Below are 16,785 nucleotides of genomic sequence, written 5' to 3'. Positions count from 1 at the left end.
ATATAAATTATTATTTATTTTTTCTATTTCAACACTATATTTTTCTCCATCCACAGAAACGCAATATCCTCTCTCTTCTTTCCCAATGAGATCAAACTTAATTAATTTACTTCCTGTTTGAAACTCCATATCAAATTTACAATCTGCTCTGTAAATAGAGCCATCTTCCAATTGTTTTCCAAGGAGACGAAATCTTTCTATCATCCTGTCTTATACTTTCTGATTTATCCATAATTTCTCTTAACCCAACTGCGATCACCGCAATTTTTCTTGTCTCTTCAAACTCTTCTTTTTTCTTCTCCAATTTGTCAATAAAATGGGTATTATAACTACCGCTCATAAACTCTGGATGTTTCAGTATCTTCTCAAAAAACGGAATCGTTGTTTTTACTCCAATGATGTAATATTCAGAAAGAGCCCTTAACATTCTGTTGATTGCTTCTCTTCTATCATTTCCCCACGAAATCAGTTTTGATATCAACGGGTCATAAAAAATTGGAATTTCATAACCTTCATAAACTCCACAATCATCCCTTATCCCAAATCCCGAGGGATTTTGAATTGCTAAAATTTTTCCGGGTGAAGGAGCAAAATCATTATCCGGATCTTCTGCATATATTCTGGACTCAATCGAACATCCTTTTGGATTTATACTTTCCTGAGTGTATTGGAGGGTTTTCCCTGAGGCTATCTCAACCTGACATTTAACAAGGTCAATCCCTGTAACCATTTCAGTAATGGGATGCTCCACCTGTAACCTTGTATTCATCTCTAAAAAATAAAAATTTTTATCCTTGTCCACGATAAATTCCATTGTTCCTGCACTCCTGTATCCCAATTTACGAGCGGCTTCTGCTGCAATTTCACCCATTATTTTTCTTGATTCAGAATCCAGGAAAGGAGAAGGAGTTTCTTCAACCACCTTCTGGTATCTTCTCTGAATTGAACATTCTCTCTCTCCTAAATATATTACATTACCATAATTATCGCCAAGAATCTGAATTTCGATGTGATGCGGTTCGTTAATATATTTTTCAATATAAATCGAAGGGTCGCCAAAAGATGATAAAGCTTCAGATCTGGAAAGCTCGTAGAAAGACTTCAACTCATCGATATTTCTTGCAAACCTCATTCCTTTTCCACCTCCTCCCAGGTCTGCCTTTAAGAGAACAGGGTATCCCAATTTTTCTGCTTCTTTTATGAGTTCTTTAATGTCCTTTGCTGGATACAACGTTCCAGGAACAACCGGCACTCCAAGATCTTTCATGGTTTTTCTTGCTTCAGTTTTTGAACCCATCAGAGAAATCGATTCAGGGTGCGAGCCGATAAATATCAAACTCTCCTTTTCCACCAATCTTCCAAATTCGGAATTCTCAGCTAAAAATCCATAACCCGGGTGAATTGCCTGACATCCTGAATCCTTTGCAATTTGAATGATCTTTCCCATGTTTAAATAACTCTCTGAAGATGGAGAAGGACCTACATAGTATGCCTCATCTGCCATTCTAACATGAAGGGCAGTTCTATCTGCATCAGAATAGATCGCCACTGATATTATTCCCATCTCTCTCAGCGTTCTTATAATTCTTACCGCTATCTCTCCCCTATTGGCGATCAAAACTTTTTCAATTGCTCTTATCTTTCTCATAGTGGTATATTTCCGTGCTTTTTGGGTGGATTTTTATCTCTTTTATTATCAAGCAGTTGAAGAGACTCAATGAGCTTCATCCTGGTGTATTTTGGCTCAATCACTTCATCTATGAAACCCTTTTCTGCTGAGATGTATGGATTTGCTAATTTCTCCCTGAATTCTTTAATCTTTTTCTCTCTCAGCTCGTCTGGATTTGGATGCTGGGAAATCTCTCTTTTATAAATAATATTTACTGCACCCTCAGGTCCCATTACAGCGATTTCTGCTGTTGGATAGGCAAAATTTACATCGGTTCTTATGTGTTTTGAGGCCATCACACAATATGCTCCTCCATAAGCCTTTCTCGTAATCACTGTAAGCTTTGGAACAGTTGCTTCTGCAAAGGCATACAAGAGTTTAGCTCCATGCTTTATTATACCGCCATGTTCCTGGTCCACTCCTGGAAGAAATCCAGGAACATCTTCAAAAGTAACAAGGGGAATGTTAAAGGCATCACAGAATCTTACAAATCTTGCTCCTTTTATCGAAGCATTTATATCAAGGACACCAGCAAGATAATCAGGCTGATTTGCAACGACTCCCACAGATTTTCCTCCCAATCGCCCAAAACCGATTATAATGTTTGGAGCAAAATGTTCCTGTATTTCAAAAAAATAATTATCATCTAAAACTTTTAGAATTATTTTTTTTATGTCATAAGGCTGATTTGGATTTTCTGGAACCACAAAGTCTAACTCTTCATCGATTCTATCGAAAGGATCACTTGCCTCTTTAAAAGGAGGATCTTCTAAATTATTTGATGGGATAAAAGATAAAAGCTCCTTTATAATTGAAAGAGTGTGTTCTTCATTTTCTCCTACCAGATGGGCAACTCCACTCACAGTACTATGAGTCTCTGTACCTCCTAACTTTTCCATGGTAACTTCTTCGTGAGTTACAGCCTTTATTACATCAGGGCCGGTGATAAACATGTAACTTTTTCCTTTTGTCATGATGATAAAATCTGTAATTGCCGGAGAGTAAACTGCTCCCCCTGCACAGGGGCCCATGATAGCTGAAATTTGTGGAATTACACCAGAGGCAAGAGTATTTCTGAGGAAAATATCTGCGTATCCTCCAAGGCTTCCCACTCCTTCCTGGATTCTCGCGCCTCCAGAATCATTCAATCCTATAACAGGAACACCTATTTTCATCGCCATATCCATGATCTTACATATTTTAGCTGCATTTGCCTCGCTCATCGTTCCACCAAAAACAGTGAAGTCCTGAGCAAAAATGGCAGCCAATCTTCCATTAATTTTTCCCCATCCAGCAACCACACCATCACCATAAATCCTCTGTTTTTCCATTCCAAAATCATGACATTTATGAACAACAAGTTTATCTATTTCTTCAAAACTACCTTTATCCAAAAGTATTTCAATCCTTTCTCTTGCGGTTAATTTCCCATCCTTGTGCTGTTTCTCTATTTTTTCCTTTCCTCCTCCTAATTCAGCTAATTTTATTTTCTCAGATAATGTTTTAAATTTCTCTTCTATCGCCATTTATTTCCTCACTTTTTTCCAGTCCTCTAAAAATTTATTAATACCAATATCTGTTAATGGATGCCTTACAAGTTTTTCAAGCACTGGAAATGGAACTGTTACTATCGGCGCACCAATTAAAGCAGCTTCTACGATATGCACTGGATGTCTTATAGAAGCAACGATAACCTGGGTTTTGAAAGAATAATTCTCATACATTGTTAATATATCTTCAATTAAATTCATCCCATCTGTACTTATATCATCAAGCCTTCCAATAAAAGGACTTATATAATCAGCTCCAGCTTTTGCGGCAAGAATGGCCTGGGAAGGCGAAAACACAAGAGTCACGTTGGTTTTTATTTTTAAATCATTCAATTTTTTTACAGCTTTTATTCCATCGACCGTCATGGGAATTTTTATTACTACATTTGGAGATATCTTTGATAATTCTTTTCCCTCTTCGACTATTTCATCAGAGGAAGTAGATACAGCTTCGACAGAAACAGGACCATTCACTACTCTGCATATCTCTTTGATTATCTTTTCGAATTTCCCTTCTTCTTTTGATATTAATGTCGGATTTGTTGTAACTCCATCCACCACTCCCCATGCAACACCCTCTCGAATTTCATTTAAATTTGCAGTATCAAGAAATATTTTCAATTTATTCCTCCTAAAATTCTACTTTTTATTATTTTATTTCTCTTCAATAAATCTTATGAACAGTATTGCTCAGTGTTCCAATCTCACTGATTTGAACCTCAACCCTATCCCCTGGAGATAAAGGGCCACTGCCTGCTGGAGTTCCTGTAGCTATTACATCTCCAGGAAGAAGGGTCATAATCTGTGAAAGATAATAGACTAAATAAAAGGGATCAAAAATCATATTTTTTGTTTTGGATGATTGTTTTAATTTTCCATTTAAAAAAGTTTTCAACGTGAGGTTTTTTGGGTCAACTTCAGTTCCTATCCATGGGCCTAAAGGAGCAAAAGTGTCAAAGGATTTGGCCTTTGTGTTGTGTTGCTCTTTCTGTTGAATATCTCTTGCAGTAACATCATTAAAGCATGCATACCCAAGAATATAATCCGATGGATTATCATTTTCTGAAAGACAAAAAGCTCTTTTTTTTATTACTACTGCCAGCTCGCCTTCAAAGTCAACTCTCTTACTCAATTTTGGCAAAATAATACTATCATTCTGACCAATCACAGAAGTTGAAGGCTTTATAAAAATCAGGGGAGATTCTGGAATCTCCACATTCCTTTCCCCAGCATGGCTTTTATAATTATAACCTACACATACAATTTTTGTTGGGGAAACTGGCGGAAGAATTATAGCCTCTGATATTGAAATAGATCTCTCTTCAATTCCAAATTCATTAAAAATAGACCCTCTTATAAAAAATAGATTTTCTTCTCTCAGAACCCCATAAGATTCTTTTTCCTTATAATGAAACCTTACAATCTTCATCAATCCTTATCTCACAATTTCCTGAATTTCTGCAGATTTTTTACTTTCATTTCCATTTCTATCCACAGCTGATATTCTGTATGTATATTTAACCATCGGCTTTAAACCTTCGTCCTTAAAAGTATTTCCCAAAACTGGATTCTTTGTCAACAATATCTCCTTCCCTCTTTCCTCTCTTCTATATATATTGTATCCAAGAATATCTTTTTCTTTGTTTTCAACCCAACTAAGCATTATGAAGCCTTCCCCTGAAAAACTCTGTAACCCATGAGGAGGCTCAGGAGGAAAGGTATCCACTAGCACTATTTTTAAAACCATAGAATCTGAACTCTCTATATTTCGCTCATAAAATGATTTAATTGACCTTACTTTGTAATAGTATTGCTCTCCAAATTCAAAATCTTTATCTCGATAAACTTCTTCTAAAAGAGGTGCTTCATTCATTTTTTTAAATTCTTTTTCCTCTCCAATCTTTTTATATATGTTATAACCAGAAACTAAAGGAGGAACTGATTCATCAATATTTTTTGATGGAGGATTCCATCTTATTTCTATTTCATCTTTTTTTATTTCATAAGAAAAATTCTCAGGAGGAGTAGAGACAATTGAAGGAGAATAGAATATTAAACTCTTTGATTCATATTTTCTTTTTTTATCATCCCAGTAATTGACTGAAAAAAAATAGTTTTTCCTGTTAATATCATTTAATTTAATGTTTTTTTCTGTTGTTATATCCTCAAATGGATTAAAATTTTTAGTTTCAACTCCCATGAGTTCCTTTAAAACAATTGCTTTTTTCTTGAATTTTGAGAATGATAATGATTTTTCCTTCCCAGTGTATTCTAAAACCTGAATTCGTGAGATCCCCTTTACAGGAGTTCCGTTTTTATATGTAGCAGCTATCCTGAATTTTATTACCACTTTATCTCCAATCTGATTGATATCCAGAATTTCAGGTGGTTTTAGATTCAGGATTACTGGGGGAAGTGGAGGACCCTTTATCCCACAAAAATTTAAAAAAAATAAAACTATTATTATAAAAAAATTCTTGATGAACATATTTTTTAATTTATATTAAAGAATGAACCTGCTCAAATCCTGATTCTTCAAAACACCATCAAGCCTTTCTTTTACATATTTTCTATCAATTATTATCTTCTTCTCACTTATCTCAGGCCCCTGAAAAGAAATTTCTTCCATAACTTTTTCCATTACTGTATGAAGTCTTCGAGCACCAATGTTTTCCATTTCCTGATTAACCATTTCTGCAATTTCAGCTATCTCTTCAAGAGAATCATCTGTAAATTCTACATCAATACCTTCAGTTTTCATCAATGCTTTATATTGTTTTACCAGAGCATTCTGAGGCTCTTTCAAAATTCTTATAAAATCGTTCTTATTCAGAGGTTCCAATTCTACTCTTATAGGAAACCTGCCTTGAAGTTCTGGAATTAAATCAGAAGGCTTCGACACATGAAAAGCTCCAGCTCCTATGAAAAGAATATGGTCTGTTCTGAGAATTCCATATTTTGTATTTACCGTTGTTCCTTCTATGATGGGAAGAAGGTCTCTTTGAACTCCTTCACGACTCACCTCAGGTCCATGACCTGATTCTCTTCCTGCAATTTTATCAATCTCGTCGAGAAAAACAATTCCTGAATGCTCAACCTTTTCAATGGCAAGTTTTATCACCTGGTCCATGTCAACCAACTTTTTCTGCTCCTCCTCCACAAGGTATCTGAGTGCTTCCTTTATTTTTAACTTTCTTTTCTTTATTTTCCCACCTAAAAATCCTGGTATTACTTCTTGAATTGATATTCCTATCTCCTCAAAACCAGTGCTCGTAAAAATTTCAAAAGGAGGAAATGCTCTTTCTCTGACCTCTATTTCAATTTTTCTATCATCCAGTTTTCCTTCCATTAACTGTTTTCTGAGTTTCTCTCTTGTCTCTTTAAAATATTCATGATTAGAATTAATTACATTATTGTTCAATTTTCCTTTTATCTTTGGAGGCGGGGGTATGAGTAAATCCAGGATTCTCTCCTCAGCATTTCTATAAGCCTTGTCCCTCACTTCTTCCATCTTCTCAGCTTTTACCATATCTACAGAAAGCTCGGTTAAATCTCTGACTATCGATTCCACATCCCTTCCCACATATCCAACCTCAGTAAACTTGGAAGCTTCAATTTTCAGAAATGGAGATAAGGTCAACTTCGCAAGCCTTCTGGCTATTTCAGTTTTTCCAACCCCAGTGGGACCTATCATCAGAATATTCTTGGGAGCGACTTCATCTGCAAGCTCAGGCGATAACTTTCTCCTCCTTATCCTGTTTCTCAAAGCAATCGCAACAGCCTTTTTTGCTTCTCTCTGCCCCACTATATACTTGTCCAGCTCTTCTACGATTTCTCTTGGAGTCAACTCATCTTTATCTTTTAAAATTACCTCATCTTTTTGAAAAACAGATGGCAATGAAATTTGAGTATTCATATTATAATTCCTCCAGAACGATCTCTGAATTTGTATAAACGCATATCTCAGAAGCAATCTTCATAGCCTCCATGGCGATCTCTTTTGCTGAAAGCTCTGTGTGTTTTCTAAGCGCTCTTGCTGCTGCCAGAGCATAAGGTCCTCCAGATCCAACAGCTAAAATTCCATCATCCGGCTCGATTAAATCTCCTGTTCCTGAAAGAAGAAATGACCTTTCCTTATCCGAAACAATCAAAAGAGCCTCCAGTCTTCTTAAAGCTCTGTCCAATCTCCATTCTTTCGCAAGTTCAATTGAGGCTCTGTATAAATTCCCTCTATATTCTTCAAGTTTTGATTCAAACCTTGTAAAAAGGGCAAGAGCATCTGAAGTAGCTCCTGCAAAGCCGGCTAAAATCTGATTGTTGTAAATTCTCCTTATCTTTTTTGCCTTATGCTTGAAAATTGTCTCTCCCATTGAAACCTGTCCGTCAGCAGCCATCGCAACTGCTCCATTATGCCTTACAGAAATAACGGTTGTGGATTTAAAACCTGATTTCATTTATTATCCTGAGCTATTTTTCACTTAAAATATTTTAAATCAAAAGATATTAACTGTCAAATACATCTTTCCCTTTTTTCTTCTTTCCTTTTCCAGGATGTTCATCATCTTTTTGTTTCCCTCTGCCTTTTCCTTGACTTTTTCCAGTTCCTTTCTTTGCTTTATCCTGATGTTTTTTTAAATTTTCCATTATTATATTTTTTAAACCCAGGTTCCAGGAATAATTTTCTTACAATGCTTACATTTACTTGCTGAATATCATTCCTTAAAACCTCAAAATGATACCTGTGGATTAAAACATTTCCGCTCTTCTTTCATATCTCTTTTCAATTAAATTATACCATACAAAAAAACAATTCTTTATCATCCATCTTTTATTTGTTTTAAATATAGCCTCCTGATCGACAAGAATTCATCCTTCCAGTCTGTTTTTCTCAGGTCAGAATAGGTCCATTCAAGATATTTAATATCATTCTTTTTGAATAGAAATTCCAGATGAGCATATATTCCATGTTGAAGAGGCACTCTATGGGAATAATTTTTTGTTGTTGCCATGATTAAGGCTGTGGCAGTTACATATCCAGGATCGATATTTACAACCCTTCCCATAGGGTTAAAAATTTTTTTATATTTTTTCTCAATTTTTATTGCTCTTAGCTTTATTTTTGAGATTTCTTCAGGCTTTATGAGGGATTTAAATGAATAAAAAATCCTTTTAAGATTTTTCCCCATTTCTTCTTCATAATAATCTGTCAAATCAAATGGAACAATTTTTGTTTTATAATCAATTTCTCCCCATTTTTTTCTTAAATCTCTCTCTAATTTTATGAGGTATTCTTCTCGACCGAATATAACTCCACAGATAAGTTTTACTTTTTTAAATTTATTCAGATATTCCACTTTTATTTTTATATACTTACTTTTTAATAGAAGCAAGTCCAATTCACGGGAAGATTTTTTTTATTTACACTTAATCCTTGTAATTTTTCCTCAGATTAATCTATAATTAATTTCATTATTTTTCCAAGAGTCGAAATCTCTTTAAAAATAAAATGATGATAGAAGAATTTAAAAATAAGTTTGAGAATCAAGGGATACTTTTAAAATCTACAATTATTGATATAAAATTCAGGAATTAGAAATGGAAAACAATCTTATCAAAATGATCAGGGAAATAAGTGCGGAGAGAAAAATCTCTCCCCAAGCTGTCTTTAAGGCAATAAAAGAAGCTATCAGTGAAGCATCAAAAAAATACTTTGGAGCTAATGAAATTGTTGATGTGGATTTCAATGAAAAAACAGGAGAGGTTAAAGTATATGTTAAGAAAAAAGTTGTCCAGAAAGTAGTAAATGAAGCGAAAGAAATCGCCTGGGAACAGGCAAGAAAAATTTTCCCGGATGTAAAGATAGGGAAGATTGTTGAGATCAATCTTCCTGCTGAAACTTTGGGGAGAATTGCAGCTCAGGTTGCAAAAAACATAATCTTTCAAAAAGTTAGAGAAGCTGAGAAAGAAATGGTTTTCAGAGAATTTTCTCCAAAAATAGGAGAATTAACCTTTGGAATAATCCGAAGGTTTGACAACGACGATGTAATTGTAGACCTTGAAAAAGCAGAAGGAGTTCTTCCAAAAAAGGAAAGGCCGGAAAATGAAACCTATCCAAGGGGTGACATGATTAAGGTACTGATAAAGAATGTTTTAAAAGATTCAAAAGGCCCTCAGGTTATCCTTTCGAGGTCAGACCCTAAGTTTCTTATAAAGCTATTGGAATTAGAAATTCCTGAAATATCCGAAGGTATAATTGAGATAAAGGGAATATCAAGGATTCCAGGGGAAAGGTCAAAGGTTGCAGTATGGTCAAAAGAGAAAGATGTTGACCCCGTTGGGTCCTGTATTGGAATGAAAGGAGCAAGAATAAGTTCCCTTCTAAAAGAACTCAGGGGAGAAAAGATTGATATAATTCCATGGTCACCCAACATAGAAGAATATGTAAGAGCCGCTCTGAGCCCTGCGAAGGTTGACAAAATATCAATTCTAAATACAAAAGAAAGAACAGCAGAAATTATAGTATCTTCAGATCAGCTCTCCCTTGCAATTGGAAAAAAAGGACATAACGTAAAGCTGGCATCAAGATTATTAGAGTGGAAAATTGAGATAAAAAGCAACGAGGAAAAGATAGATGAGATACTGAAAAAAATTGAAGGAGAAAAAAATTAAAAAAGAAAAAAATGGACAACATCAAGATTCATGAATTAGCAAAAAAACTTAACAAACCGTCCAGAGAAATAATTGAAATACTCGAAAAATATGGCATCTCTACAAAAAGCTCACAAAAAACAATAAGCTCAGAAATTGCAAAAGAAATTGAGAAACACTTCAAACAGAAGCCTAAAGAAAAAAAAGAAGTCGGGGCAAAACAAATTGTCAGAGAGAAACCAAAAAAAGCAGAAAAGAAAAAAATACCCAAAAAGGTTAAGGAAGAAAAATTGAGAGAAGAAAAGTTAGAAGAAATAAAAATTGAAGAACCTATAGTAATTAAAGAAACAATAGAAGAAAAAAAGACTGAGGAACTAAAAGAAGAAATTAAAAAAGAGATCATACCTGAAAAAGTTCCTATTAAAATCAGAGAGGGTATTTCTCTTAGAGAGCTATCTGAAAGAGCAGGTATTAAAGCAAAAGATATAATTCAGAAATTATTTTTCAAAGGAATCATGCTTACAGTAAACAAATCTCTTGATAGAAGTTTAATTGAGATGATATCAAAAGAATTCAATTTAAATATCGAGATTTTATCTTTTGAAGAAGAAATCTCCCTGGAAATTGAAGAAAAACCTGAGGATTTAAGGCCAAGACCCCCTGTTGTAACGGTAATGGGGCATGTAGACCATGGAAAAACTACTCTCCTCGATTACATAAGAAAAACCCGGGTCGCAGAGAAAGAAGCAGGAGGAATTACCCAGCATATCGGAGCTTATAAAGTAAATGTCAAAAGAAGAGAAATAACTTTCATCGATACTCCTGGCCATGAAGCTTTCACAAGAATGAGAGCAAGGGGTACAAAAGTAACTGATATCGTTGTTCTGGTGGTAGCTGCAGATGATGGAGTAATGCCCCAAACAGTAGAAGCCATTCGTCATTCACAGGCCGCAAAGGTTCCAATAATCGTGGCTATAAATAAAATAGATAAACCAGAGACAAATGTTGAAAGAGTTAAAAAACAGCTTTCAAGTCATGGAATAGTTACTGAGGACTGGGGAGGAAATACAGTATCTGTAGAAATTTCAGCAAAAACTGGAAAAGGCATAGAAGAATTACTCGAGATGATTCTCTTAGTTGGTGACCTCCAAGATTTAAAGGCAAACCCAAATGCCCTTGCTCAGGGTATAATATTAGAAAGCAAGCTTGATCCAAAAAAAGGGTCTCTCGGAACAGTTTTGATTCAAAAAGGAACTCTTCATGAGGGAGATTTCTTTCTTTCAGGGTCAATTCTCGGTAAAGTAAGAGCTCTCTTCAATGAAAATGGCCTCAGAGTGAATCATGCAGGTCCTTCAACTCCAGTTGTTGTAATGGGATTTGACGAAGTTCCTGAAATAGGACAGACTTTTCAGGCAGTAAAAAATATAGAAAAAGCAAAGCAGATTGCGCTTTATAGAAAAGAAAAAATCAAAGAAAGTATGGAAAGAGTACCGTCAAAGATAACTCTTGAAAATCTCTTTAAAAAAATAGAAGAGGGAAAATTCAGAGAGCTTCCTGTAATTATAAAAGCAGATGTCCAGGGTTCAGTTGAAGTTGTCGAAGATGCATTATTGAAATTAGGAAGCGAAAAATTAAAGATAAACATAACTCATAGCTCTCCTGGAGCTCCTTCTGAATCTGATATACTCCTTGCATCTGCTTCAAATGGTATCATAATAGGCCTAAATGTACGGCCTCCGAGGAAAGTAGTAGAGCTTGCCCAACAAGAAAAAGTTGAAATGAGACTCTATACTGTTATTTACGAATTGATTAACGACATAAAAAATGCCCTTGCTGGAATGCTTCAACCAGAATTTCGAGAAGTATACCTGGGAACAGCTGAAGTAAAAAAGACATTTAGAATATCAAGGGTTGGAATTGTTGCGGGATGCTATGTAAATGATGGAAAAATTGCAAAAAATGCTGAGGTAAGAATTATAAGGGAAAACAAAATTGTTTTTACTGGAAAAATAGCATCTTTAAGGAGATTTGAGAATGACATGGATGAGGTTAAAAATGGTCTTGAATGTGGAATTGCAATAGAAAGATTCAATGATATCAAACCAGGAGATTTAATAGAGGCGTTCGTCAGGGAAAAGATCCAATGATAATCGGATTATGTTCTTTTGAAATCTGGATACCATACTCCAGAAGTCTTAAAGAAAAGAGAGCGGTAATCAGAAAAATTATTGAAAAAATAAAACCTAAATATAATGTTTCAATTTCTGAAATCGATTTTCAGAATCTCTGGCAAAGGGCCAAGATAGGGATAGTCTCAATAAATGCAGAGAAAAGTGTTATAGAGAAAGTGTTTAATTCAATTCTAAAAGACCTTGAAAATAGTTTAGATGGGCATATATTAAATTTTGAAACTAAATTTTTTTGAGATGGACAGAAGAAAAGAAAGAATAGGAAGTCTTTTGAAGGAAGAAATTTCGAAAATTATACTTTATCAGATGAAAAACCCAAAAATAGGCTTTATAACTGTAACTGATGTGAGAATGAGTGGAGACTTAAAAATTGCAAGTGTTTATATAAGTGTCCTATCTGAAAAAAGTATGAAGGAAAATACAATCGAAATATTGAATAACTCAAAGGGTTACATCAGAAGAGAAATAGCTAAAAAATTAAACTTGAAATGGAATCCTGAAATAAATTTTTATTTAGACAACTCCCACATTATCGGAGAAAAAATAGATAAGATTCTCAGAAAAAAGGATTGAAATGAAGAAATATTCAGAAGTAATAAATAAAATCAAGAAAAAAATTAATTTTAGCAAATCAATTGTTATTTCATCCCATTTAAGACCCGATGGAGATTCAATTGGCTCAGGACTTGCATTAAAATTAATGTTCAATAAATTAAATAAATCTGCAGATTTCATAAATAAAGACAATACTCCTTTTCCTTTTATGAATCTTCCAGGAGCTGACGAAATAATAATAGGTCAGATTCCTTCTTCAAAATATGACCTGGTAATTCTTTTAGAGTGCAGTGAAATTGATCGTTCAGGCCAGGAAAACATCTCAAATAGTTTTATCATAAACGTGGATCACCATACAATCAATGGAAAATATGGAAACATCAACTGGATCGATGAAAAAGCTTCTGCATTGGGTGAAATGATCTTTTACCTCGCAAAAAGCCTGAGAGTGGAAATTGATCAAAAAATTGCCACAAATCTTTATGGAGCAATTGCTTCTGATACTGGTTTCTTCAGATTTTCAAATACAACACCAGAATCCCTTGAAATCTGTTCATATCTTGCAAAAAAAGGCGTTAACCCTCATTCAGTATCAAATATGCTAATCGACAATAACACCTACCAAAGAATCAAACTTCAAGGACTTGTTCTCTCCACTTTAAATTTAGAGGAAAATGGAAAATTAGCCCATATTACAATGTTCAAGAAATTCCTCGATGAGCTCCATCTGAAAGAAGTGGACACAGAAGAGATAATTTCTCTTGTTAGATCTATAAGAGGGGTTGAAATTGTTCTTTTCTTTAAAGAAATCTCGCATAATAATTTCAGAATAAGTATCAGATCAAAAGGGGATATAAATTCTGGAAAATTAGCTGAGAATTTTGGAGGTGGTGGACATTACCACGCTGCTGGCTTCTCTCTTTCAGGAAAGTATGAAGATGTGGTAAAATGTGCCATAAAAGAAATAAAAACCAGAATTAATTTCTAAAAACCTTATATCTATGCTCTATTTTTACAAACAGATAAGATATCATCTTTTCTGATTGCTCCTTCCCGGAGAATAGTTAATCTGCCTGAAGATAAATCTATAACTGTAGAAGGTCTGAATCCTTTGGTATTTCCACCGTCAATCAGTAACTCTACCTTATTCAGAAGATCTTTAATAGCTCTCTCTGGTGAAGAAATTTCATGCTCACCCGATACATTTGCTGAAGTTGACGTAATAGGAAATTCGCAGGTTCGAATAAGTTCTACACAGAATTTGGAATTTGGGATTCTAACGCCTATCGAATTACTGTTAGCCATTATAGAGCGTGGCGCTTTTGATGATGCTTTTAAAACAACAGTAAGAGCCCCCGGCCAGAATTTTTCAACTAATTTGTAAAATATATCTGGAATGCTTCCAGCCATTTCTTCTGCCATCTTTACATCTGATACAATCACTGGAATTGGCTTGCCCCTTTCTCTCTCTTTGATTCTGTAGATCCTTTCCACCACCTCTCTATTGTAGGGGTCTCCACCCAGTCCGTAGAAAGTATCGGTTGGATAAACCATTATTTTCCCTTCTTTTAGATAAAATGCAACTTCTTCAATTCTTTTGAAATCAGGATTTTCAGGGTCTATTTTTATCAATCTTTTCATTCTTTACCAATATATCCTTTAGTTAACAAACTATTAACACTTTACTCTTTATTGTCTCCAGCTTATGGTTTATTATTCTCTGACTTCTGTCAACTTTTCACTGCTCAATGCTAACTATTTACAGTTTACAGTTAATGGTTTTAATATTTTACTCTCACTCTATACTTCAGGATTGATTCTGAGTTTTTCTTTACTGGAACGCTAAAAAGAATGGTTCTTGCATCTTCCTTCTTGAATTCAAAATTTTTCTCTACCACTTCCCAGTCCCCACTCATCGGCTCAAGAACTTCGACAACTACATCTTCTTCCTTATGATTTCTTATAGAAATTTCCCAAGATGATTCATAAATATTCCTCGCAATTTTTTTAAAATCCATCTGTTTTCTCGATGCTACAACATCAAACGCCTCTCCCATCTTCAATTTAAACTTTTCATCTTTTGGTGTATGGTCAATTCTATCCTCTCCGACAAATTGAATCTCTCCCCTATGATCTTCTTTATAAACTCTTACTATCCCCTTTGGGAGAGCAATTCCTAAATTATTCTCTTTAGAATTTTTAATCTCTATGTAAACTCCAACTTTCTCGCTCTTTTCAAAGTCTGAATAAGAAGAAAGGAAATAGTAATTTTTCCCAAAAAATATAAACCTCTTTCTTAAAGGAATGTCCGCTGAAGAAAGAAGGGTTATCTGCTTGGTTTGATTATTCTTAATCGTTGTCTTTCTTTCAAGAATATAGATATGGTATTCAAAAAATTCTTTCTCTTCAAATTGAGGCACTGCTTTAGCCTCAGCCCTGTATAATTCTCTGCCTCTCACTACCTCCTCCTCAACTCTATGAATTTCTCCTGCTATTAGCTTTAAAGAAGCATTCTTATAGCCTGCTCCGCTTCTATTATCGAGTGTGACCCATCCTGTTAAATCTCCTTTTGTATCATCTTTATTAAGAAGCAGAACATAATCAGCTTTCCAGTTAATTCCATTCGAGAGATATGATGCTTCAATTTTCTGGGTTCCATCAAAATTATTCTTCAATCTCCAGATAAGAGTGGGCCTTGAGATTAAATTTTCAGGAAGTTTTGGAAGTTCTATCCTTCCAGGATGTCCGATCAGAATTCTATCATCCATTTTAAATATATTTCCTTCATTTGTGCTCAGAAGAACTGCTTTTTCTCTTATCTCCTCTTTGGTCTTCGGGTCTGTATGGATCAAAAACAACTCCTTCCCTATGTATTTATCCAAAAGTTTTGATGGGCTCATTAAGTCATACTCATAGTTCTGCTCAAGTACAAAAATAGCATTTGGAGAAGTGATTGATTTAATATGAACTGTCACTGGATTAATCTGATAGGGAACATCTTCAAACTTCAAATCAAATTCACCTTTTGGGAGCTTAAGTTGCCTTATCTCTTTTATAAGGCCGATATTTAAATTGTAAACTGTTAAAGATATTGAGATCTGATCCTCAGAAGATGTTGAAAGCTCTTGAGCAAGAATAAAAGAATTGAAAAATAGAAAAAGGAATAAAAGTACAAAATATTTTTTCATTCTTTTTTCTCCCTACCTCATTCCTTTTCTTTTTTAGCTGATGAAGCTGGAGGTCTCAAAAATTCTCCTAAACTCAAAATTGACCTTCCATCACTTATTATTGCTTGCACATTAGGAGCTACCTTCTGCACATACTCATACTGGATCAAAGCTGGATTCTGGCCCAGAGCTTTTCCTTTTAATTTTATTGCTTCTGCTTCTCCCTCTGCCTCAATAATTTTTCTCTGCTTTTCCCTTTCTTCCCTTTCAAGAACATACTTCATCCTCTCCGCTTCCTGCTGAGCTATCTGTTTCTGCTCAATTGCCTGCTGGAATTCAGTGGAGAATCGAACATCTCTCAACAAAACTTCATCGAGAATAATGAAATTCTCTGCAAAAGACTTTTTCAATTTTTCTTCAATTTGATTCTGAATGTTCTCTCTTTTTCCTGAATAAACATCCATCACAGGATAGTTTGAGACCGTTAATCTTGCTTCACTTCTTACTTGAGGTCTCACGATTTTTTGAATATAATCTCTTCCTATCCTTCTGTGAAGGTTAATCAATTTCTCAGGGTCCGGATGATATCGAACTGTCACATCAAGAGAAACCTGCTGTCCATCTGATGTTAATGCAAGAAGGGAATCATCCCCTTTTACTTCACCCTCTAAAAAAGCTTTTGCCATCGTGTAGGATTGAACTTTTATATCGTAGATAACAACTGATTCAATAATCGGAATGAGTAGATAAAATCCCTCTGCAGATGTAACTCTTAAATTTCCAGATAGTTTATTAAAAATAATTCCTCTTTCTCCAGGTTCAACGATAACATAGGATTTAAAAATAAACACCAAAATCACTATTGCTATCAAACCTATAAAAATCAATTTTGCGATATTTTTTTGCATTTTTCCTCCTCGTTCAAAAAAATCTCTCCTTTTCCTTAAATTTATTATTCTTCTCATTAAAATCTCTTTTTATTTTCTTAAATAATTAAAACAATGTCA

Annotated in this window: 17 protein-coding genes; 5 read left to right on the top strand and 12 right to left on the bottom strand. The window is 34.6% G+C overall.

The features are described from left to right. Positions 1 to 136: 136 nt before the first annotated feature. The 9 genes from accC to AB1410_07990 all read right to left on the bottom strand — a co-directional run bounded on the left by accC (position 137) and on the right by AB1410_07990 (position 8,573). On the bottom strand, positions 137 to 1,648 hold the full coding sequence (gene accC, locus AB1410_08030) for an acetyl-CoA carboxylase biotin carboxylase subunit (GenBank protein ID MEW6456641.1): 1,512 nt from the start codon (positions 1,646 to 1,648) through the stop codon (positions 137 to 139). Further along, complete coding sequence (locus AB1410_08025) at positions 1,645 to 3,195, bottom strand: acyl-CoA carboxylase subunit beta (protein MEW6456640.1); 1,551 nt, start codon at positions 3,193 to 3,195, stop codon at positions 1,645 to 1,647. The genes accC and AB1410_08025 overlap by 4 nt, the downstream gene beginning before the upstream one ends. After that, a complete protein-coding gene (fsa, locus tag AB1410_08020; protein ID MEW6456639.1) occupies positions 3,196 to 3,840 on the bottom strand; it encodes a fructose-6-phosphate aldolase in 645 nt (214 codons plus the stop codon). 43 nt (positions 3,841 to 3,883) lie between these two features. After that, the gene (locus tag AB1410_08015; GenBank protein ID MEW6456638.1) at positions 3,884 to 4,648 is read right to left on the bottom strand and encodes a fumarylacetoacetate hydrolase family protein; all 765 of its coding nucleotides are present in this window, start codon (positions 4,646 to 4,648) and stop codon (positions 3,884 to 3,886) included. Between the two features lie 6 nt (positions 4,649 to 4,654). After that, positions 4,655 to 5,569 (bottom strand): fibronectin type III domain-containing protein, encoded by a 915-nt coding sequence (locus tag AB1410_08010; protein MEW6456637.1) that lies wholly within the window; start codon positions 5,567 to 5,569, stop codon positions 4,655 to 4,657. A 153-nt stretch (positions 5,570 to 5,722) separates the two neighbouring features. Further along, complete coding sequence (hslU, locus tag AB1410_08005; protein ID MEW6456636.1) at positions 5,723 to 7,135, bottom strand: ATP-dependent protease ATPase subunit HslU; 1,413 nt, start codon at positions 7,133 to 7,135, stop codon at positions 5,723 to 5,725. A gap of 1 nt (position 7,136) precedes the next feature. Beyond that, positions 7,137 to 7,673, bottom strand: a complete 537-nt coding sequence (gene hslV / locus AB1410_08000) for an ATP-dependent protease subunit HslV (GenBank protein MEW6456635.1) — start codon at positions 7,671 to 7,673, stop codon at positions 7,137 to 7,139. Positions 7,674 to 7,722: 49 nt separating this feature from the next. Beyond that, positions 7,723 to 7,863, bottom strand: a complete 141-nt coding sequence (locus tag AB1410_07995) for a hypothetical protein (protein MEW6456634.1) — start codon at positions 7,861 to 7,863, stop codon at positions 7,723 to 7,725. Between the two features lie 173 nt (positions 7,864 to 8,036). After that, entirely contained in the window at positions 8,037 to 8,573 is a 537-nt protein-coding gene (locus tag AB1410_07990; protein MEW6456633.1) for a DUF4416 family protein, read from the bottom strand. A 241-nt stretch (positions 8,574 to 8,814) separates the two neighbouring features. Between AB1410_07990 and nusA the strand changes: the two genes are divergently transcribed. From nusA to AB1410_07965, 5 genes are read left to right on the top strand one after another with little or no spacing between them, the layout of a single operon-like run. Then, positions 8,815 to 9,888, top strand: a complete 1,074-nt coding sequence (gene nusA, locus AB1410_07985) for a transcription termination factor NusA (GenBank protein ID MEW6456632.1) — start codon at positions 8,815 to 8,817, stop codon at positions 9,886 to 9,888. Between the two features lie 11 nt (positions 9,889 to 9,899). Next, positions 9,900 to 12,014, top strand: coding sequence for a translation initiation factor IF-2 (gene infB, locus AB1410_07980; GenBank protein MEW6456631.1), 2,115 nt, complete (start codon positions 9,900 to 9,902; stop codon positions 12,012 to 12,014). Then, on the top strand, positions 12,011 to 12,292 hold the full coding sequence (locus AB1410_07975) for a DUF503 domain-containing protein (GenBank protein ID MEW6456630.1): 282 nt from the start codon (positions 12,011 to 12,013) through the stop codon (positions 12,290 to 12,292). The genes infB and AB1410_07975 overlap by 4 nt, the downstream gene beginning before the upstream one ends. After that, positions 12,273 to 12,629, top strand: coding sequence for a 30S ribosome-binding factor RbfA (rbfA, locus tag AB1410_07970; protein MEW6456629.1), 357 nt, complete (start codon positions 12,273 to 12,275; stop codon positions 12,627 to 12,629). Before AB1410_07975 ends, rbfA begins: the two co-directional genes overlap by 20 nt. Position 12,630: 1 nt before the next feature. After that, entirely contained in the window at positions 12,631 to 13,599 is a 969-nt protein-coding gene (locus AB1410_07965) for a bifunctional oligoribonuclease/PAP phosphatase NrnA (GenBank protein ID MEW6456628.1), read from the top strand. Positions 13,600 to 13,610: 11 nt separating this feature from the next. Here the strand turns inward: AB1410_07965 and AB1410_07960 are convergent, their stop codons facing one another. The 3 genes from AB1410_07960 to AB1410_07950 form a co-directional block, all read right to left on the bottom strand. Beyond that, positions 13,611 to 14,252: an L-threonylcarbamoyladenylate synthase gene (locus tag AB1410_07960; GenBank protein ID MEW6456627.1), complete on the bottom strand. Its 642-nt coding sequence runs from the start codon at positions 14,250 to 14,252 to the stop codon at positions 13,611 to 13,613. 140 nt (positions 14,253 to 14,392) lie between these two features. Continuing rightward, positions 14,393 to 15,799, bottom strand: a complete 1,407-nt coding sequence (locus AB1410_07955; GenBank protein ID MEW6456626.1) for a DUF4139 domain-containing protein — start codon at positions 15,797 to 15,799, stop codon at positions 14,393 to 14,395. 17 nt (positions 15,800 to 15,816) lie between these two features. Continuing rightward, on the bottom strand, positions 15,817 to 16,686 hold the full coding sequence (locus AB1410_07950; GenBank protein MEW6456625.1) for a prohibitin family protein: 870 nt from the start codon (positions 16,684 to 16,686) through the stop codon (positions 15,817 to 15,819). Between the last annotated feature and the right edge of the window lie 99 nt (positions 16,687 to 16,785).

It is taken from the genome of Acidobacteriota bacterium (assembly GCA_040756905.1).
Classification (GTDB): domain Bacteria; phylum Acidobacteriota; class Aminicenantia; order JBFLYD01; family JBFLYD01; genus JBFLYD01.
This window is presented reverse-complemented; position numbering and strand designations above follow the sequence as displayed.